Annotated in this window: 16 protein-coding genes and 1 pseudogene; 11 read left to right on the forward strand and 6 right to left on the reverse strand. The window is 39.7% G+C overall.

The annotated features are described in order from the left end of the window. Position 1 precedes the first annotated feature (1 nt). Positions 2 to 673 (forward strand): 3-oxoacid CoA-transferase subunit B, encoded by a 672-nt coding sequence (locus H5122_RS02370; protein WP_182681176.1) that lies wholly within the window; start codon positions 2 to 4, stop codon positions 671 to 673. Then, entirely contained in the window at positions 670 to 1,860 is a 1,191-nt protein-coding gene (locus H5122_RS02375) for an acetyl-CoA C-acetyltransferase (RefSeq protein WP_182681177.1), read from the forward strand. The genes H5122_RS02370 and H5122_RS02375 overlap by 4 nt, the downstream gene beginning before the upstream one ends. Positions 1,861 to 1,959: 99 nt before the next feature. Here the strand turns inward: H5122_RS02375 and H5122_RS02380 are convergent, their stop codons facing one another. Next, the gene (locus H5122_RS02380; protein ID WP_182681178.1) at positions 1,960 to 2,676 is read right to left on the reverse strand and encodes a GntR family transcriptional regulator; all 717 of its coding nucleotides are present in this window, start codon (positions 2,674 to 2,676) and stop codon (positions 1,960 to 1,962) included. A 121-nt stretch (positions 2,677 to 2,797) separates the two neighbouring features. On the opposite strand from H5122_RS02380, the gene H5122_RS02385 reads away from it, so the two are divergent. Both H5122_RS02385 and H5122_RS02390 read left to right on the forward strand, forming a co-directional pair. Further along, a complete protein-coding gene (locus H5122_RS02385; protein WP_259395734.1) occupies positions 2,798 to 3,982 on the forward strand; it encodes an aromatic ring-hydroxylating dioxygenase subunit alpha in 1,185 nt (394 codons plus the stop codon). A 14-nt stretch (positions 3,983 to 3,996) separates the two neighbouring features. Further along, positions 3,997 to 4,953, forward strand: a complete 957-nt coding sequence (locus tag H5122_RS02390) for a PDR/VanB family oxidoreductase (RefSeq protein WP_182681179.1) — start codon at positions 3,997 to 3,999, stop codon at positions 4,951 to 4,953. Positions 4,954 to 5,022: 69 nt separating this feature from the next. Here the strand turns inward: H5122_RS02390 and H5122_RS02395 are convergent, their stop codons facing one another. From H5122_RS02395 to H5122_RS02405, 3 genes are all read right to left on the reverse strand, one after another. After that, the gene (locus H5122_RS02395; RefSeq protein ID WP_404936272.1) at positions 5,023 to 6,375 is read right to left on the reverse strand and encodes an MFS transporter; all 1,353 of its coding nucleotides are present in this window, start codon (positions 6,373 to 6,375) and stop codon (positions 5,023 to 5,025) included. Between the two features lie 243 nt (positions 6,376 to 6,618). After that, positions 6,619 to 7,671, reverse strand: a complete 1,053-nt coding sequence (locus H5122_RS02400; protein ID WP_182681181.1) for an aromatic ring-hydroxylating dioxygenase subunit alpha — start codon at positions 7,669 to 7,671, stop codon at positions 6,619 to 6,621. Between the two features lie 36 nt (positions 7,672 to 7,707). Further along, positions 7,708 to 8,655 carry a PDR/VanB family oxidoreductase gene (locus H5122_RS02405; protein ID WP_182681182.1) on the reverse strand — a complete coding sequence of 316 codons (948 nt, stop codon included), beginning with the start codon at positions 8,653 to 8,655 and terminating at the stop codon, positions 7,708 to 7,710. A 202-nt stretch (positions 8,656 to 8,857) separates the two neighbouring features. Here H5122_RS02405 and H5122_RS02410 point away from each other — a divergent pair, with 202 nt between their 5' ends. Further along, positions 8,858 to 9,349 (forward strand): MarR family winged helix-turn-helix transcriptional regulator, encoded by a 492-nt coding sequence (locus H5122_RS02410; RefSeq protein WP_182681183.1) that lies wholly within the window; start codon positions 8,858 to 8,860, stop codon positions 9,347 to 9,349. Between the two features lie 422 nt (positions 9,350 to 9,771). On the opposite strand, the pseudogene H5122_RS02415 reads toward H5122_RS02410, so the two are convergent. Both H5122_RS02415 and H5122_RS02420 read right to left on the reverse strand, forming a co-directional pair. Then, positions 9,772 to 10,746 (reverse strand): annotated as a pseudogene (locus tag H5122_RS02415) (IS3 family transposase). Positions 10,747 to 10,828: 82 nt separating this feature from the next. Then, on the reverse strand, positions 10,829 to 11,557 hold the full coding sequence (locus H5122_RS02420; protein WP_182672192.1) for an NrtR DNA-binding winged helix domain-containing protein: 729 nt from the start codon (positions 11,555 to 11,557) through the stop codon (positions 10,829 to 10,831). Positions 11,558 to 11,921: 364 nt separating this feature from the next. Here H5122_RS02420 and H5122_RS02425 point away from each other — a divergent pair, with 364 nt between their 5' ends. The 6 genes from H5122_RS02425 (at position 11,922) to H5122_RS02450 (ending at position 21,274) form a co-directional block, all read left to right on the forward strand. Continuing rightward, positions 11,922 to 13,277 carry an MFS transporter gene (locus H5122_RS02425; RefSeq protein ID WP_182672191.1) on the forward strand — a complete coding sequence of 452 codons (1,356 nt, stop codon included), beginning with the start codon at positions 11,922 to 11,924 and terminating at the stop codon, positions 13,275 to 13,277. Positions 13,278 to 13,340: 63 nt separating this feature from the next. After that, positions 13,341 to 14,408 (forward strand): glycoside hydrolase family 43 protein, encoded by a 1,068-nt coding sequence (locus H5122_RS02430; RefSeq protein ID WP_182681184.1) that lies wholly within the window; start codon positions 13,341 to 13,343, stop codon positions 14,406 to 14,408. Between the two features lie 387 nt (positions 14,409 to 14,795). Continuing rightward, a complete protein-coding gene (locus tag H5122_RS02435) occupies positions 14,796 to 17,825 on the forward strand; it encodes a TonB-dependent receptor (RefSeq protein WP_182681185.1) in 3,030 nt (1,009 codons plus the stop codon). Between the two features lie 177 nt (positions 17,826 to 18,002). After that, positions 18,003 to 18,746 carry a SapC family protein gene (locus H5122_RS02440; protein ID WP_182681186.1) on the forward strand — a complete coding sequence of 248 codons (744 nt, stop codon included), beginning with the start codon at positions 18,003 to 18,005 and terminating at the stop codon, positions 18,744 to 18,746. Positions 18,747 to 18,756: 10 nt separating this feature from the next. Next, positions 18,757 to 19,767, forward strand: coding sequence for a cupin-like domain-containing protein (locus H5122_RS02445; protein WP_182681187.1), 1,011 nt, complete (start codon positions 18,757 to 18,759; stop codon positions 19,765 to 19,767). A gap of 22 nt (positions 19,768 to 19,789) precedes the next feature. Further along, positions 19,790 to 21,274, forward strand: coding sequence for a tryptophan halogenase family protein (locus tag H5122_RS02450; RefSeq protein WP_182681188.1), 1,485 nt, complete (start codon positions 19,790 to 19,792; stop codon positions 21,272 to 21,274). The last annotated feature ends 5 nt before the right edge of the window (positions 21,275 to 21,279 follow it).

Raw genomic sequence — 21,279 nt, forward strand, 5'->3', positions numbered from 1 at the left:
AATGGCTTTATCTCGTGAACAATTAGCAATGCGTGTTGCGCAAGAATTACAAGATGGATATTACGTTAACTTAGGCATTGGTATTCCGACGCTTGTTGCTAACTATGTCCCTGAAGGTATTGAAGTAATGCTTCAATCTGAAAATGGCTTATTAGGCATGGGTCAATTTCCAACAGAGCAAGAAATTGATGCTGATTTAATTAATGCCGGCAAACAAACGGTGACTATGGCAACCGGCGCCTCTGTTTTTGATAGTGCAGAGTCGTTTGCCATGATCCGTGGCGGGCATGTTGATTTAACCGTATTAGGTGCCTTTGAAGTAGATGTGAATGGTAATATTGCTTCTTACATGATCCCTGGTAAGTTAATTAAAGGGATGGGAGGCGCTATGGATTTAGTGGCGGGTGCTGATAATATTATTGTCACAATGACTCATGCATCAAAGCATGGTGAATCAAAGTTATTAGCAAATTGTACATTGCCATTAACAGGTAAAGGTTGTATTAAAAAAGTATTAACTGATTTAGCTTTTATAGAAATTAAAGACGGTAAATTTCATTTGTTAGAAAGGGCGCCGAATGTCTCGGTAGAAGATATTCAACGGTTAACAGCAGGTGAGCTTGTTATTCCTGAGTATGTACCAGAAATGGACTTGCCCGAGGTGGTAGCATGAAGGCTGTTATTGTGGCAGCCAAAAGAACTGCAATTGGCGGTTTTGGACAAAGTTTGGCAAGTCTGTCAGCCATTGAAATAGGCAGTCAGTTACTTAAAACCGTTCTTGATGAAACACCTCAAGTAAAGCCACACATTGAGGAGGTAATTTTAGGGCAGGTGCTAACAGCAGGTTGTGGTCAAAATCCAGCAAGGCAAACAGCACTTAATGCTGGACTACCTATTAGTGTGTCTGCTTTTACTATTAATCACGTATGTGGCTCAGGACTAAAAGCGGTGCAATTGGCTGCGCAATCAGTTCTTTGCGGCGATACTAAGATGGTGGTTGCAGGTGGGCAAGAAAGTATGTCTCAGGCGGCGCACGTATTACCCAATAATAGAGTACCTAAAAAATTAGGTGATTTATCACTGGTTGATAGCTTAATAAAAGATGGGCTGTGGGATAGTCGTGAAAATATTCATATGGGAGTAACCGCCGAAAATATTGCCGAAAAATTTTCGGTTTCACGAGAAGCACAAGATAAATTTGCAGTTCATTCACAGCAAAAAGCAGCACATGCTATTAGTAGTGGTTTATTCAAAGATGAAATTGCCCCTATTCATATTGTAAAACGTGGAGGCGATATCCAGAGTTTTGATGTTGATGAATCAGTAAAAGCTGATACACAAATTATAAACCTTAGTAAGCTTAGGCCTGCGTTCAAAAAAGGTGGCTCAGTTACTGCCGGAAATAGTTCTACTATAAATGATGGTGCAGCGATGGTTGTGGTAACCACAGATGACCATGCCAAAGAGCTAGGTTTACCTATTTTAGCTGTGATTGAAGCTACCGCTTGTGAAGGCGTTGATCCGCTTTATATGGGGGTGGGGCCTATAGCCGCTACGCAAGCCGTGTGTAAAAAAGCGGATTGGCAAGTGCATGATATTGATTTAATTGAGGCTAATGAGGCATTTTCAGCCCAAGCGCTGCATGTAACTAATGAATTAGGGCTTGATCCTAAAAAATTAAATGTAAATGGGGGGGCGGTAGCTTTAGGCCACCCCATAGGTGCTTCAGGTTGTCGTATTTTAGTCTCGCTGATATATCAAATGCAGCGAGCTAATAAAACAAAAGGGTTAGCAACACTTTGTATTGGTGGTGGTATGGGCATTGCTATGTTGGTCTCGCGTGAGCGCACAAATGCTTAATAAGTTTTAATATTTAAAGGCCTCCTTCATTAGCAAGCTTCATACCTTACAGAATATGGCTCATTCAATGTGTAAGAGTGAGTAACACTCCTGCGCAGGTTATTTATTTGCGTGCGAAATAACAGTGAGTATGTTTTTAAGCTCTGTTCGGTGATAGTTTCGATCGTAACCGAGTGTTGCTTGTGCATGCTCACGCATAATTCCTTCAGCACGAGCACCTTGGCGAGAAAGCATTGCATGAAATACGTGGTGATGTTGCTGATGTGCAAATGCAAAGCGTTTAAACTCTTTTTGCATATTATTTTTGTCGATGGCAAGCGCGCTTACCGAAGCAAATGGTAGGTGCTCATTCTTAGATAATGCAGCCTGGATAGCCAAGTTACCCGACGCTTCAATAATTAGTAGATGAAAACGACGGTTCATATCATGGTAGGTTGCTAAGTCATCTTCAGTTAGTTCGGCCCCTTCAAATAATAAATCACCACAAGCAAGCAGGCATTGCATTTCATGTTTTTGTTCTTCGTTAAGGCCGTTTTCAGCAGCTTGTCGAGCAGCTAGGCCCTCTAATACTCCTCTTACTTCAATAGCGCCTTCAATTTCAATTGGTGACACTGAGCGGACTTCGTAGCCACGCCTAGGAAGTTTGGTTAACAAACCTTCTTGTTCAAGTGTTCTAAATGCAATTCTTACAGGCGTTCTTGAAACACCTAGACGTTCAGAAGTAGCAATTTCAACTAGCCTTTCTCCGGTTTTTAGTGCTCCAGTTAAAATCATTTGTCGCAATGTGGTTACTGCATTTTGGCCTGACTTAGTCATAAAAAATTACCTTAATTACTTTTTAAACTGGATCCAATTAGGAATCTACACTGCATATAGTCATTGAAATAGTGTGAATTTACAACTAAAGCGTGACTAAAAGTACAAAAAAGAAAATTATATGGATCCAATGCGTGCGTATTTGTTTCATTTATCTGGGTTATTAGTTTATATTGGATCCAATGACAACAAAAACACAACAGGAGATCAAGGTATGGCTAAGCAGACCTTTATTAAAAATACATGGTATGTGGCGGCAATGAGTGATGAAATCAATCACAATAAACCACTCGGCCGAAAAGTGTGTGATCAAAGTATTGCTTTTTATCGTCAGGCGGATGGAAAAGTAGCTGCGGTGCTAGATTTTTGTCCACACCGTGGAGCAGCTTTATCTTTAGGATATGTTGAGGACGGCTTGCTTGTATGCGGCTATCATGGTCTAAAAATGGGTGAGGACGGTAAAACAAAAGAAATGCCGCTGCAACGAGTGCAGAAATTTCCGTGTATGAAGTCATTTGCAGTTGAGGAGCGCTTTGGTTTTATCTGGGTTTGGCCTGGTGATAAAGAAGCTGCAAATACAGATCTTATCCCATATTTACCTTGGGCTGAAGATGATGCTTGGGCCTATGGGGGCGGGGTGTATCATATAAAATGCGACTATCGTTTAATGATCGATAATCTAATGGACTTAACTCACGAAACCTACGTTCATGCTAGTAGTATAGGTCAAAAAGAAATTGATGAGTCTCCGGTGCAAACTAAAGTAGAAGGCGATAAAGTTTTTTGTCGCCGTTATATGGAGAATATTATGGCACCGCCATTTTGGCGAACTGCTCTGGAGGGAAATGGGCTTGCATCGGATACACTAGTAGACCGTTGGCAAATTTGTCGCTTTATGCCGCCATCACATGTAATGATTGATGTGGGTGTAGCACATGCTGGTTATGGTGGTTTTGATGCACCAAAAAATAAAAAAGCGAGCAGTACAGTGGTTGATTTTATTACTCCTGAGACTGAAAATACGATGTGGTACTTTTGGGGGATGGCACGTAACTTTAATGCCCGAGACGCTACATTAACTAATAAAATTAGAGAAGGGCAAGGCAGTATTTTCCAAGAAGATTTAGAGGTATTAGAGCGCCAGCAGCAAAATCTGAAGAATTTCCCGCAATTTGATCTTTTAAAGCTTGATATAGATGCCGGTGGTGTTCAGTCGCGACGTATTATTGAGCGTTTAATTGATAAAGAAATAAATGCGAAAAATATATCTACAGATGAGCTACCGCTCCAATCAGTAACATTTTAACAAAGGGAATTAGGATGATTTCAGTTATTGTTAAAAATGTGGTCGTTGAAGCAAAGGCGGTTGTTAGGCTCGTACTTGGACGCGCTGACAATGAGGATTTGCCACCATTTGAGGCAGGTGCACATATTGATATAAAGCTACCAAATGGTTTGCTTCGTCAATATTCTCTATGTCGGTTACAGTGCGACCCACGTTACTACGAAATTGCAGTATTAAAAGATCCTCAATCTCGTGGTGGATCAGTAGAGGTACATAACCTACAAATAGGCGATAGAGTCGAAGTAAGTAAACCTAAAAATCACTTTCCATTGCTGAAGCCAAAGAAAAATACACTATTGATTGCGGGTGGAATAGGGGTTACGCCATTATTAACGATGGCTCAAACATTACATAGTTTAGGCACACCTTTCGCATTTCACTATTGCGCTAAATCTTCTGAAACTGCAGCATTTGTTGAAGCATTAAAATTAGGGTCGTTTAGCGATAAAGTAGCATTTCATTTTAGCCAAGAATTGCAATCGGGTCGTATGGATGTAGAACAGGTGCTAGGTGAGCATATTCATGATACTGACTTGTATATATGTGGCCCTGCTGAGTTTATAACATATGTATTAAATCAAGCTCGTTTGCTAGGTTGGTCTGAGGAGAGATTGCATCGAGAGTACTTCGCCGCACCAGTGGTTGCTGAAAATATTTCAGAAGACACGTCATTCACTATAAAAATTGCTAGCTCAGGTAAACAGTTTACTGTAGGCGAAGGGCAGTCTATCTCTCAAGTGCTAGAAGTTAATGGGATATTTATACCAGTTGCATGTGAATCAGGAGTTTGTGGCACTTGCCAAACTGGTGTAGTGGAAGGCAATCCGGAACATCGCGATGTTTTTTTAACAGACAAAGAAAAAGCACAAGGCAAGTTGATTATGCCGTGTTGTTCAAGAGCAAAAACAGGGTCCATAACACTCGATTTATAAATACACTTACACGTATAAAACGATTTATAATTACTTTTATACGTGTAACCCGTATCAGCAACGCATAATTTAGGCTTTCCCACGAAATGCCGAGATACAGCTTGCTAGAATTACAAAGCCTAAAGACACGTTAAACGCGAGTGAAATTGTACTCATTAAAGCATGACTATGTTGCGCTGAAAAAGTGCTGTCCCCTAAGTAATAATGCACAATTAAATTTACCAAGCTCATTCCAAATAAATTACCAATTGTTCTTGATAAATTCATGGAAGAGGAGGCTACGCCTAACTCATTCTTATCTACAGCACCCATAATTGCATTATTGTTAGGCGTTGAGAATAAGCCAAAGCCAATACCTAACAATAACAGTGAGCCACTTATGTATGTGATACTTGAGTCCATAGATAACAGTGATAGTAAAAAAAAGCTGACCATAACAATTATACAGCCAAATGTAGCTATTATGCGTGGCTGTAATTTATCTGAAAGTTTACCAGACAATGGTGCCATAATGGCCATAGAAACCGCTTGCAGTAACACGATTTGGCCAGCATGAGAAGGACTTAACCCTTTAATATATTGCAGATATAAGCTTAACAAAAAAGCCAATGAAAAATTACTGGCGTACATTAAAAACGATGTAGACAGCGATAAGCTAAATACTTTGCTTTCTAAGAACATTTGTACTCTGATTAGTGGTCGCCTGCTTTTACTTTGGTGAATAATAAATAATCCTAAGCTTATTACCGAAAGTAATGTTAAACCCCATCCAGTCATAGTGGGTAAATCACTGAGTCCTAATACTAAACATATTGCAAAGAGTGAGAAAAGCGCAGTACCCCACCAGTCAAACGAGGATTTTTTATCGTTTTTCCACTCACCATGTAAAAAAAGTTTAATAGCAAGTAGTAGCAGAAGTACAAGCGGAATCTGAGAGTAAAATACAGACCGCCATCCCCATATTTCGGTGAGCCAACCGCCTATTGCAGGGGCTGCACTTAAGCCTATATACACACACGCTGCAGAGGTGCCCAGTGCCATACCCCTTTTATTATTTGGCGTAATAGAAGTAATAATTGCAACACCAATACCAAAAATCATGGCACCTGCAGCGCCTTGTACAAAACGCCAAAAAAGTACCCATTCAATTGATGGCGCAATAGCACACATCAGTGATGCTAGTGCATTTAGGCCTAAACCAAATGCATATACTCGTTTTCGACCATAGTTATCGGCTATTTTCCCGCAAGGCAGCATAAATATCACGCTACTAAGTAAGTAAAGGGTCGGCATCCAACCAATCATTTTAGCGCTTGCTTGTAAATCCTCTGCAAGATTTGGAATAGCTATGTTGACGCCGGCCATGCCGAGAGGTCCGATAATAGATCCGCTGCATACAATTATAAGCGCGATGGTAGTAATAGGGAGTTTAAACAAATATGATCCTTAAACGCATAGACTATAAAAATAATAAAAGGTGGTGTTTGAGAACATGGGTTTTTTAATGTGTTTATTATTGCCAATAGCAACAGAGGTAGCAAGCTGGTCTACTAAGTATCTACGTAATTTTTAATTAGCGTATTTTTGGTCCAATATGATGAGGTATTACTTTGTAGGCCATTGAAAAAGTAATACCGTATTTTTTAATATAAATAAAACAAGCCTTTAAGCTTCACATAAGCGCTTAATTATTCGCCTAGCGTGATTTGCACCGGTATCAACATGGATATCAATCATAGGTTGCCCTTTAAAGTGCTTCATTGATTTGTGTTGCGCTTCAATAACCACTTTGTCTTCATTAAACGTGTAACGAGTTTGCTCTACTACTTTTTGTTTTACGTTTTCAATATCAGTTGTTGGGTTTGTTGATATAGTCCAAAAATAATGACATGTTTCTTCTGTCTCTGGAGTTATGCAATGTAAGCCACGCATATGAAATCCGCCACGGTTAGGGTTAGTTACCGATTCACTGTTTGCGTCAATACCGCCAGTCCATATCCTTAAATGTGATGGATAGAATTCAATTTCTTGCCAGCGATCTATTTTATCTTTAAATGGATAAGCAGCTGTATATGTTGGTGGCGGGGTTGAATTTGGCATGTAACGTTTTACGGTCACTTTATCACCTATAGCTTCTACATCCATTTGTGCATGCATATGCGTTTTAGCGTCACCACCAATAGTTTTAAGGTGCACGTAACCTAGGTGGCTAAGATCGAGTAAGTTGTCATGTATGAGTTGAAATGGTGCTTTGTAGTGATATACATCACCATCGTAAACATATTTTTCGTCAGAATGATAAAGATAGCGAGGTGGGTCTTGAACAGGGGTTGAGCCTTGCTCTGAACCAAACCAAATCCAAATTAAATCATCTTGCTCTTTAAGTGTAAAAGGCATTACTTTTGCTTTTCTTGGAACTTTTTTTTGCCCTGGTACTTCAAGACATTGGCCTTGGCCATTAAATAATAGACCATGATAACCGCATCTTAATCCTTCTTTTTCAAGTGTTCCCATCGATAAAGGCAGTTGGCGATGGCAACAACGATCTTCAAGTGCGCTAGCATGGCCTTGTGCATCTCTAAACAAAACGATAGGGGTGTTTAATAAAGTGCGCGCTAGTGGCTTATCTGTTAACTCTTTGCTTAGTGCTGCTAAATACCACATATTAAGAGGAAAGGGTGTTTTAGCGTCCGAATTAGTTTGTGTATGTGTGGTCATAAGTGTCTCGTGTAAAGTCTAGTGTTAAAATTTTCTCTATAAATCTAGCGTTAGAGAGTCGCTTAACGCTCTTGAACAACAGGGGGTGAACCTATCGTTTTTTGCCTTTTCATCAACAGTAAAAAATTCATCTCTGTGGTCGGGTATACCGCATGTCACAGAGGTAACGCATGTACCGCAAATTCCCATTTCGCATGATACGTCTAACTCAATACCCGCATCTTCCATTGCTTCTAATGCGGTTTGCTCTGCAGAAACATCAATTTCTAAGCCTGAACGGCTCAAAATGAGCTTAAACGGAATATCTTCAGAACCTTCTGCTTTAGGTTCAGCTTTAAAATTTTCTTTGTGTAAGTACTCGTCTTTCCAGTGGTTTGACTTTGCACTGTCAAAAATATATTCCATATAAGCTGCTGGGCCACAAGTGTATAAATGCGTATTCGTTTTAAATTCACCAATAAGTGCTTTGGCATCTTTTTTTGGTTGGGTTGAAAAGTGAAAAAATACCTTTTCAGAAAATGAACACTCTAGCAATTCTTGATAAAAAGCAGCCTCTACGGGGGATTTAGCATGATAATGAAGCTCAAAGTCAATGCACTCAAGATCAAGTTGTCTTGCCATTGAGATTATCGGAGTAATGCCTATACCGCCTGCGAATAATAGTGCTTTATTATGAGTTGAATTGAGTGCAAAGAGGTTGCGAGGATCAGAAATTGATAATGTATCACCGACTTGCACATCAGAGTGAAGTGCAATTGAGCCTCCTCGTGAATTGGCATCTTTTAATACCGCTATTTTATAAAACTCTTCGGATTGAGGATGGCTGATAAGTGAGTACTGACGAGTTATTTTATCATTAAGCACCACATCAATGTGGCTACCCGCATCAAATTTAGGTAAAGCTTGCCCATTTATAGGTACTAGCTCAAAACTGACAATATTAGGTGTTTCAACCTTTTTACTGCGTACGTTTACTGAAAACATAAAGTTCCTAATGTTTGTTACTTTATGTTTATAATGTTGAATTATAGTTGAGGTGTCAACTATAATTTGGGTGTAGAGATTAACTTAGTGTTAACGTTATGAATGTAAAACTCTTAGATCGTAATAAGCAATGATCATAAATAGTTTTAATCTCAAGATTTACCTAGTAAAATTTATTTATACCTAAAAATTGGAAAAACTAATGCCTTCTAAACCCAAAGAACCTAGTGCTAAGCAGCTAGATCTTGAACGTTATATACCTGCGCTTGTAAATTTTCTTTCTAATAAACTCTCAAGTGGTGCATCTGTATGCTATCGAAAAAACTTTAATGTAGGCGTTATTGAGTGGCGTGTATTAGCGATGCTGAAAGTAGAAACTAACATTTCTGCAAATCGTATTTGTCAGGTGATTGGCCTAGATAAAGCAGCTGTTAGTCGAGCTTTAAAACAATTACAAACGTTAGGCCATATTAGCTTTATAAAAAATGCTAAAGATGGTCGTTCATCATTAGCAAAGCTGACGGAAAAAGGTGAAAAGTTACATGATAAAATTCTCTATGTAGCTTTAGAGCGAGAAAGATTGTTATTACAAGGGGTTTCACAAAAAGAGCTTGATACACTTATTGAGGTATTGTTAAAACTAAATAAAAACATTAAGCAAGTAAATGAGTTTAAGGTAAGTAATACCACATAGGGATTCTTCCTCAAACTGTTGAAAGGTAATTGTTTAAATTTTTTGTTGCTCAATCTAAACTACTGTAAAGTTATACACTTGCTAAGAAGTGGTCTATTTTAACTGAAAATAGCTTTAGGCGTTCAGATATTGTTTTAGGAACAACTCGATGAAAAGCATAATATTTAGGACGGTTTTTTGGATTTGGCTTTAGTCAGTTCTAAATTTTGAATACAAAATAATAAAAACTTAGAATTTAAATTCAGCGTAAAAATTATATAGATAGATTATTTAGGGTTTTAACCGTTTGAAATGTATAGTTTAATTGGTACGGCTGAGAGGATTCGAGTTACTGCCCCTTGGACCGGGTGGTCAAGAGTAGGTAGTGCTTTTTCCTTCAGATGTACTTTTATTTATTTTACTTAAATGTTGGTATGTAGTGGTCAACTAATTTTGGCCACAGTTTTAGAATCTTGGTATCTAACCTCAGATTCATTTGGTGCTAAACCTGCATTATAATAATGTGGTCTAACATTGTTGTAATATCCGTTGATATAATCACTCACACTATATTTAGCTTCTTCAAAGTTTTCATATCCAACTTTTGTCATCCACTCCGTTTTAAAGCTTCTAAAAAATCGTTCCATTGGCGCATTATCCCAATAATTTCCGCGCCGACTCATGCTATGTGTGATTTTATAGCGCCATAAACGTTGGCGATACTTCAAGCTTGTATAGTGGCTTCCTTGGTCTGAGTGAAACATCAGTCCTGTGGGTTTTCCTCTGCTTTCATACGCGAGTTCAAGCGCTTTTAGCGTTAAGTTAGTATCTGGCGACAATGACATTGCCCAACCAACGACTTTGCGTGCAAATAAATCAACAACGACCGCTAAATAAGCCCAGCGATTACCTGTCCAAATATACGTCACATCACCGCACCACACCGTATCCGGCTCAACAACATCAAACTGCCTATCTAGAAAATTCGGGATTTCAAGGTGCTCATTACCACCGCGTTTATATTGATGTTGTGGTACTTGGCAGCTCTCTGAATACGCTACACAACACGCTGATTGGGTAACGCTCTCGTTGATTTAATTTCTCAATTAACGAGAATTGCTCAGGGAGTCGGACATCAAGAGAGCGGTAGCCTTTTTTAATATATCCTTTTCTAATTCGATGCGTTGGATTTGCTTTTTAAGTTCGCGGATTTCAATTTGTTCAGGCGTCATTGGTGAAGCCAATGGGGACTGGCCATTCCGTTCTTGCTTTAATTGAGTTACCCACTTACTTACAGTTGATTTACCAACCCCCATAGCTTTAGCTGCATCTTCTTGCGTGTAGCCCTGATCAACTACAAGCTGAGCTGTTTCTAATTTGATTGCAGCAGAATACGTTGCGCGTTTTAATTTCGTCATTTTTTTCACCCAAATTTGTATGCTTATTAGCATAACATTTCTTTCTTAATGGGTGGCCAAATTAACTATGCCACTACAGTATTCAAAACTCAAATGTAAAACCAAACTCTCTTAATTTTTCGTATACGTTTATATCAAAACGGTACAAAGTAGCAGCTCGGTGAGCTACGTTGGTTTGTTTTTCTTTGCAGTTTATTAGCAAGTTCATTTTTTGGAACTTACGTCTAAAGTTAGGTTTATCGAGTGATTTATTTAAAATTGACTCGTAAATTCCTTGTAGCTCAAGCAATGTAAACTTTTCAGGGAGCAGGCTAAAACCAATCGGCTCGTGCCTTACTTTATAGCGTAAGTAATCTAAGCCACTTTTTAAAATGTCGGCGTGGTCAAATATTAAAGGGGGAACGTTATTTACATCAAACCATTCACATTCTAAAGCATTGTCGCCGCTCACAAGATTGGTTTCTTCAAAGCGTACGAGCGAATAGTAAACAATGGTTATAATACGTCTAGCAGGGTAGCGGTCAACGTTACCAAACGCGCCTAACTGATCTAAATAAAGGTTTTCAACACCGGTCGTACTTTTAACAACACGTAAAGCTGCAAGGTCTAAGTTTTCATCTTTACGAACCCAATGACCAATTAAACCCCATTGGCTTGTTGCAAGGCCTCGATTATATTTAACCAGCAACACCTTTAACTTACCTTCATGAATAGCAAATACAATATTATCTACGGTTAGATTACTAATGCAGTCATCAGGAATCGATTCTTCGTCGATGTTGTTAGAAATGTTTGATGTTTTATAGTGCATAAATTACTCAGCCAAAGCTATACGAAGATATTGTTATAAAGACTATTAAGGGTATATAAAAGGTGGGTAAAGCGCAAATAAAAAGCTTTTATAATTCCTATTTAAAACAATCACATCTATTTAATTAATCACTTTATACACTGTACCTGTTTTTACGCGTTAACGCCGATATTCGGCTTTGGTTTGGTATTGGTTTTTTATTGAACGAATAATACCTTTGTATGTTAGTAAATTTAGCGCTTAATTAGCGCCATGTATTAAATAAATTACTGGCTGATTAAAAATGTAACATAAATGTTTACATGCGCCAAAAATGCATATAGTATTTTTGACTATATCGATTTGCATTGAAAATTGAGCACACATGAACAACACAAAACACACACTCACAATTAAAGAAAAAATAGGGTACGGCCTTGGTGATACAGCCAGTAATATTGTATTTCAAATGGTCGCTAACTTTATGTTGATATTTTATACCGATGTTTACGGTTTATCTGCAGCCGCTGCGGGTACCTTATTATTAGCGGTTCGTTTATTTGATGGTATTACCGACCCTATAATGGGCAGCATTGCCGATAGAACGCGCAGCCGTTGGGGCTCTTACCGCCCATATATATTATTTTTAGCCGTGCCTTACGGTGTGTTTGCTTGCTTAGCATTTATAACCCCAGATTTTGATTCTACGGGCAAGCTTATATATGCCTACTTTACTTACGGGCTATTAATGACGTGTTATACCGCTATTAATATACCTTATGGCGCACTTGGCGCAGTAATGACAAACGACCCTAAAGAGCGTGCATCGCTTCAGTCATACCGATTTGCAATGGCAATGTCAGCTCTGCTTGTAATTGTATGGGCACTGCCAAAGCTGGTTGCTTTTTTTGGCGACGGCGACGATGTAGTAGGTTACCCGCTAGCAATGGTGTTTTTAGGCGGACTTGCTGCGGCTTGTTTTTTACTATGTTTTAAAATGACTAAAGAAACCAAACAAGTTAAACCCGCGCAAACTAAAAAGAATGCCTTTCTTGAGTTTTTAAGCTTATTTAAAAACGATCAATGGGTTGTTATAGCCGTTATAAGCCTAGCAACATTAATCTTAATTGGCGTTAGAGCCTCTGTAGCACCGCATTATATTAAGTACTACGTAGGAGAAGCCTCACTTACTTCTAATTTTTTAACACTCTCAGCAATTGGCTCAGTACTAGGCGCTGTGTCTACTAACTTTTTAACCAAATTTATTGAAAAGAAAACACTTTTTATCGCCGCGTTAGTGGTGGTGATTGTTTCTCATAGCATGTTCTACGTACTTGAGAGCGACGCCATAGTTACCATTTTTATCGTCTACTTTATTGCTAACTTTGCCCACATGATAATTACCCCAATTATGTTTTCAATGGTGGCAGATACGGTTGACTACGGCGCCTTAAAAATTGGTCGCAGATTAACCGCTGTTACGTTTTCGGGCCATTTATTAGCAATAAAACTAGGCTTTGCAATCGGCGGTGCTATTGCAGGGTGGATATTATCAGGCTATGCATACGTGCCTAATCAAGAACAATCAGAACACACGTTATCAGGCATTTTACTCGCCTTTGCCGGCATTCCAGTAATTTGTACCGTGGCATGCTTAATTTTTATAACACGTTACAAACTTACCGAGCCTGAAGTAAAGCGCATTCAAACGCAGCTGGCTGATAACAAAACCATAAACTAATTTAGCAGCCCACTTTGCGCCTTTTTAAAAGCGCAAAGTGGGCAGGCAATACTAGGAGTAAAAATGCAAAATACAGCGCAAGCAGCACCCCCATCTAATGGGTTAAGTGACGCTGAACTTAAACAGTTAAAAGACTTACAACGAGCCAACTCGTTAATACAAAATCATAATGTATTAGTTGATCACATGTATACCGCCGATCCGTCTGCGCATGTGTTTAACGGCAAAGTGTATATTTATCCATCGCACGACATTGAATCAAAAAATGAAATTAATGATAACGGCGACCACTTTGCAATGCGCGACTACCATGTTTTTTCGCTTGACGAAAGATCAGGCAAAGCCATAGACCATGGCGTAGCACTTTGTGTAGACGACGTAAAATGGGCAAGTAAGCAAATGTGGGCACCCGATGCTGCGCATAAACTTGGTCAGTATTACCTTTATTTTCCGGCGCGCGATCAGCAAGGTATTTTTAGAATTGGCGTTGCAAAAAGTGACAGTCCAACAGGTCCATTTAAAGCCGAAGATGATTACATTCAAGGGACGTTTAGTATTGACCCTGCTGTATTTGAAGATGACGACTCAAGCCATTATTTATATTTTGGTGGCTTGTGGGGCGGCCAATTACAAAATTGGCAAACCAGCGAATTTAATGAACAAAGCACGTATCCAAAAAATGGTGAACCTGCAATTCCTGCGCGCGTTGCAAAATTATCGGAAGATATGATCAGCCTAAGCGAAGACGTAAAAGAGGTTGTTGTACTAGATGAGAGCGGCTCGCCAATTACAGTGTGCGATAACAACCGCCGGTTTTTTGAAGGTCCTTGGGTACACAAACATAACGGTATTTATTACTTTTCGTACTCAACGGGCGATACGCACAAAATTGTATACGCAACGGGCGATAACCCATACGGACCATTTACCTATCAGGGCGTTATTTTAAACCCAGTACTTGGTTGGACCACACATCACTCAATTGTTAAGCACAATGATGGTTGGTTTTTATTTTATCACGACAGTACGTTGTCGGGCGGACAAACCCATTTACGCAGTATGAAAATGGCTAAGCTTGAGCACGACTCAAACGGAAAAATCCAAACAATAAGCCCATATGAACACGCTTAATATAAATAGTTACAAACAACGCAATTTATCTGCGTAAGCAAAGCTTAAGCTTTTATTTGCACAAAAAAGATATAGTCAATATGACCATTAATTTATTTTGTTAATGGTCTAAATAAGAGGAAGCTGAGGACATATGACAAAATGAAAATATTTTAAAGCAAAAAATTAGCACAAAGAATTAGCATAAACATCCTGTTACTTAATGGTTTTTAGTTGAGTAGCACATGTTTAAAACTGGTTGTGGTCTTTGTAAAACGTTTAAAACATACACACACAATAATTATTTATTGACCGTAAAATGAAACAAATAGTTTACAATTATGTTTCGAGTAATTCTTAAAGTCTTGCAGTACGTCAATAATAATTAAATAAGAAAAAGGCATCATGATGTTTAAGAAAAAGATAATTTCAACAGCCATACTCGCTGCAATGGGTACCGTTACGCTTCCTCACCAAAGCTACGCTGCAGAAACCATTGTTGACGAAGATGTAGAAATAATACAAGTAACAGGCATTAGAGGTTCATTGCAGCGCTCTATGGATGTTAAACGCGACTCTTCTGGTATTGTCGATGCTATTTCGGCTGAGGATATGGGGAAATTTCCTGATACTAATCTTGCTGAATCGCTACAACGTATTACCGGCGTATCAATTGATAGAGCGGGCGGTGAAGGTAGCCGCGTAACAGTTCGTGGATTTGGACCTGCTAATAACTTAATTACTATTAATGGCCGCCAACTTCCAAATACAACAGGTGACCGTACATTTGATTTTGCAAATGTGGCATCTGAAAGCGTATCGGGCGTGCAAGTTTATAAAACATCAGACGCAAGTGTTACCTCAGGTGGCATTGGCGCAACTATAAACTTAACAACAAACAGGCCTTTAAATAGCCCAGGTATAAAAGCATCGTTTGGCGTAAAAGCTGTAGACGATCAATCAACCGATGAGGGCAGTATTACACCGGAGGTAAGTGGTTTATATTCGCAAACATTTGGTGACGATAAATTTGGTATATCTATTTCAGGTAGCTACCAAGACCGTGAAAGCGGTATGCAACAGTTTATTCAAGATCAAGGCTACAGAGCATCTGATTACACAAATACAGGGTGGGGCGGTGTACCTGCAGGCGCAGAGGGCGGAGCAAACAGACCTACATCAGGTATTTATTCAAACCCGCAACAACCACGTTATGTGTTTGAAGAACGCCAACGTGAACGTGTAAATGGCCAGCTAGTTTTTCAATATCAACCTGTTGAAAACATTACAGCAACCCTTGACTACACTACGTTTAGAACAACCGTTGAAGAGCAGCACACTGATGCGTCAGTTTGGTTTAACTACGCTGGCGATAGAAGTGAATCTGTTTGGGCGGGCGAGCCTAACGCGTATCCACTTATTTACTCAGAAATTTATGACATTCAAAGTGATGCCGATTACCGCGATACGTCGCTTACGGTGGGTTCTTGGGGTCGCGAAGAAAAAACAGATTCATTAGGCTTTAACCTAGAATGGGCAGTATCGGATCAGCTTAACCTAGAATTTGATCACCACAGTTCAAAAGCGTCAATGAAAGCAACTGATCCACGCCACGGTACACGTAATAATATTCAGTTACCGTCGTACACACGTTCGCGCTCAGGGCTTGATTTAACCGGTGATTTACCAGGTATTGCTATTGGTAATATTGAAAATTTCACGCCAGAAACCATGCGTTTATCGGGTAGCTGGTTTGCAAACGATAAATACGATTCAGAAATCGATCAAACGCAAATTTCGGGCGACTACTACATTGACGACAACCTAAGCATTGATTTTGGTGTTGCGGTTAATAAAGTAAATAACCATTATCGTCATACGCAAGTACAGCGCCCAGATTGGGGTGGTGTTGGTGTTGAGGGCGACTTCGCTGATATCGATTGGCGCCAAGATACTATTTTAGATAAGTTTCAAGCTAAGGCGGGTAATTTTGAAGGCACTGCAACACAAGGCGAATATGATTTATTTAATACAATCTTTTTTGCCGACTTTGACACGATTGTAAATGCAGCAGAGTACGCAGATCCGATTGCCAACGTAGATAACCTTTACGGTGATTGTAAAGCAGCCGACGGCGCAGCGGCAGGACCAAACGGCGAAGGACAATTTTGTGCCTCAACCAACTGGGATGCAGCAACAAACCGCTTTACTGAAGAAAAAACGCAGTCTGCTTTTGCACAAGTAAATTACAAAGGCGAATTGAGTGGCATGTTTTTCGACCTGCAAATTGGCTTACGCTACGAAAAAACAGACGTATTTTCTAAAGCAACCGCACCCGGTTACAGTCGCGTAGAGTGGAACGAAGATACAGCTACATCAGTAACCGGTGTTACCGGTATTGAAACGCTAAGCCAGTCGGCAGATTACAGCCAGTTCCTGCCAAATATTAACTTTAATATTGAAGTTGTTGAAGATGTAATGATTCGCGCAGCAGCGAGCAAAACTATTTCAAGAGCGGGTTATGGTCAACTGCAAGGCGGTACAACTATTAATACCGGCGGTAGCTTAAGTGGTTATTCGGGTGGCTCTGGTAACCCAGGACTTAAACCGCTTGAATCAATTAACTATGACTTATCAAGTGAATGGTATTACGGCGAAGGTAGCTATATTTCGTTTGGTTACTTTAAAAAAGACGTAACAAATTGGATCACTACAGGTACTATCGACTCAAATATATTTAACTTAGCGGATCCATTAAATGGTGAAAAATTTAGGGCTGCTACAGCGGCACTTGGCGCTAATGCATCTAACGAAGATATCAGAACCTATATATTTGAAAACTTTGCTGATGATCCAAATGTACAACCTAAATTTGATGAAGATGGCGAATTAGACGGCGGCACAATTGTTGGTGACCCAGACTCAGACGATCCAATTAACTTTAGAATAAACGTGCCTGTAAATGGCGACCAAGAATACACCATTGATGGCTTTGAATTTAATATTCAGCATTTATTTGGTGAGTCAGGCTTTGGTGGTATTTTTAACTACACCATGGTTGACTCGGGTCTTGAATACGACAACGATTCGCTAGAGGATACAGAAGCACTCGTAGGGTTAAGTGATACAGCAAACGTGGTGTTCTTTTACGATAAAGAAGGCTTACAAGCACGTATTGCGTATAACTGGCGCGACTCGTTTTTAAATGAACGTCGTGTAAATGGCGATTTAACCGCACCAATTTACACCGATGAGTATTACCAAATAGACTTTAACGTAAGTTATGAAGTACCCGCAGTAGAGGGACTTACTGTATTTATTGAAGGTATAAACATTACTGACGAGTACGTAACATCGTACGGGCGTAAGCAACAGTTGATTTATAACATCACTCAAACTGGCTCTCGTTACGGTTTAGGTGTTCGTTATAATTTTTAATAAATTACTCTTGTAGCAACCTTATAAAAGCCGCATTTTGCGGCTTTTTTATTTGCCTAAATTAGCCTAGCAATAGTAATACCCAGCTGTTATAGTCAATGTGAATTTAACTTATTAGTTACATTTAATGTGTAGCAATAGGTAAAGGCACACAACAACAATTGGAGCACACAATCCATGGCCAATCATGCATTATTAAATAATGTTGAACATCAGCATTTAAAAATAAACCCTGCACGCAGCACACACCTAGGTGACGGGGTTTGGTATAGCGAAACATTTGTGAGCGAATTTAGAGTCGCTCAAGCACATTACCCAATATTTTTTACCAAAGACGATACAACAAATACATTTTCGCCGGTGTGTTTGTACGGCATAAATAAAGACGAAAACTTATTTTTAGTAAACCAGCAATGGCAAGCACACTATATTCCACTGAGTATGCAGCGACTGCCTTTTGCTATAGCGACTCAAAATACAATGCAAAACGGTGTGGCAACGCAAGAGCGCATGCTTAGCATTGATTTAGACTCGCCAAAAGTGTCAACAAAGCAGGGTATTAACTTATTTTTAGAACACGGCGGGAATAGCGATTACCTCGAAAACATCATAAACGTGCTCGACAACCTGCATCATGGTTTGCAAGAAAATCAGCCATTTATTAAAACTTTGATTAAACATGGTTTGCTTGAATCGGTATCGCTAGAGCTTGATTTAGTAAACGGGCTTAAACATAACTTACTCGGTTTTTACACCATAAACGAAGACTCGCTTAACCAGCTAAGTAGCGAGGCAATTGCAGAGCTGTATTCACAAGGGTATTTAGCGTGTATATACATGATCATTGCATCGCAAGTACATGTGCGTGATTTAGTGGCGCTTAAAAACGAGCAACTTATGCTACAAAAGCACGCTGTGTAAGTACTTAGCTATGGAAAATTTAGCAAATAATATTCAAACGCTGAGTGGCTTAACTCCCAGTACGTTGCCCAATGAGCTTTTAAACTCGTCTGTGCCTATTGTACTAAAAGGGTTTGTGACCGATTGGCCCTTAGTTATTGCTGCTAAAAAGTCAGACAGTGCAGCGATTGATTATTTAACGCCGTTTTACGAAGGTTTTTTAGTTAATACTTGTACAATACCTGCCAGTCAAAGCGGGGTTGTAGGGTATAACAGCGATATGAGCGGTTTTAATTTTACTAATCAGCAAGCGGCATTTATTAATGCGCTTGAGCAAATAGCGCAAAGTGCAAATAACCCGCAAGCCGACACTTTATACATTGGCTCTACTAGCATTGCACAGTGCTTACCTGCTTTGGTTAAATACTGCCACGTTAACGCATTAAGCGAAGGCTGTTTATTTAATGTATGGGCAGGCGGAAAAGTTACCGTACCAGCACATTACGACGTAGCGCAAAATTTAGCATGTTGTGTTGCAGGTAAAAGGCGTTTTACTTTATTTACCCCCGATCAAATAGATAATTTATACATAGGCCCGCTTGATAAAGCACCCGGTGGTCAGCCAATAAGCTTAACCACCACAACTGCGCCCAACTTCACGCAATACCCTAAGTTTGAGCAGGCAATAAAAGCGGCAATTACCGTTGATCTTGAAGCCGGCGATGCCCTTATATTACCCAGCATGTGGTGGCACCAAGTAGAGGGGCTTGGCAGTTTAAATATACTGTTTAATTATTGGTTTAAAAATACGCCTGCGGTGTATGGGCAGCCTACTAATGCGTTGCACCTTGCTATTTTAAACATACGTAATTTACCAAAGCATGAGCGCGCAGCATGGCAACGCTTGTTTAATTACTATGTATTTGCTGATAACGAATTTACCCACATACCAGAGCCCGCACAGGCTATTTTAACAAAGCCAATGGATAAGCTAACAGCGCGTAAATTAAGAGCCGAATTACAAAATAAATTAAGACGCTAAGCGTACTTGTAAGGTTTGAATTATGAATCAAAATGCAATTAAAAAAATAGTAATAGCAGGTGGCGGCACCGCTGGTTGGATGTGCAGCGCTGCAATGGCAAAGCTGCTAGGTAAAAATATTGAAATATGCTTGGTTGAATCTGATTTAATACCTACCGTAGGGGTCGGGGAGTCAACTATTCCTACGCTGCATATATTTCACGATTTACTAAAAATTAGCGAATCAGAATTTATGGCAGCCACTAATGCCACGTTTAAATTAGGCATATCGTTTGAGGGCTGGAAACAAAACCAGCAAAGCTACTTTCACTCATTTGGTTATGTGGGGCAAGGTTGTTGGGCTGCAGGTTTTCAGCACTTTTGGCTAAAAGGGATGCAACATGGTGTAGCAGCCGATATTGGTGATTATTGCACAGAGCACGTAGCAAGTCGCTTGGGTAAATTTGCCGTAGTGCCGAATCAAGACCGTAACCATGCTTATCAGTTAGATGCCGGTTTGTACGCTAAGTTTTTACGAAATTTTGCACAGCAAAACGGCGCTAAACGTATAGAAGGCATGATAAGCAAAGTTAATTTAGAGCCCACCAATGGCTTTATAAAATCGCTTACTTTAGGTGACGGGCAAATTATTGAGGGTGATTTATTTATAGATTGCACCGGCTTTAAAGGTTTATTAATAGAGCAAGCGCTACACACCGGATACGAAGATTGGAGCCATTGGCTCCCGTGCGACAGCGCAGTAGCAGTACAAACCGAATTAGTAAGCCCAATAGTGCCATATACGCGTGCAATGGCACATAAATGTGGTTGGCAGTGGCAAATACCGCTGCAAAGCCGCCGTGGTAATGGTTTAGTGTTTTGTAGTAAATACATGAGCGATGATGAGGCCAAAACAGCGCTACTCAATAACGTAGAAGGCAAACCTATTAATGAGCCGCGCGTTATTAAATACCGCACCGGTACACGGCGTAAACATTGGAACAAAAACTGTGTTGCTATTGGCTTAGCAAGTGGTTTTATTGAGCCGCTGGAATCAACCAGTATTCATTTAATTCAGCAAAGCATTATAAGATTAATGCAAAACATGCCAACCAAAGCAATCGAGTCGTGCTATCAAGATGACTTTAATAACAAAATGCGCTTTGAGGCCGAAAACATTCGCGACTTTATTGTGCTGCATTACCATGTGACGCAGCGCACCGACAGCGACTTTTGGCGTTACTGTAAAAACATGCCAATTCCAGAGTCGCTTGCCAAACGCATTGAGCTATTTAAGCAAAGTGGGCATGTTTATAAAGCAGAGCAAGAGTTATTTGGCGAAGCCTCGTGGTTACAAGTGATGTTAGGGCAAGGGCTAGTGCCGCAAAATTATCACCCAATTGTTGATTGTATGAGCGATGATGAGTTAAAGCGCTTTTTAGAATCAATAAAAAACCATGTGGCTAAAAAAGCAAATAGTTTACCGAGCCACATCGATTTTATTAATCATTATTGCAAGGCTAACTAAGCACT

Origin of the sequence: Pseudoalteromonas sp. SG43-8 (assembly GCF_014164245.1) — a bacterium.
GTDB classification, from domain to species: Bacteria; Pseudomonadota; Gammaproteobacteria; order Enterobacterales; family Alteromonadaceae; genus Pseudoalteromonas; species Pseudoalteromonas distincta.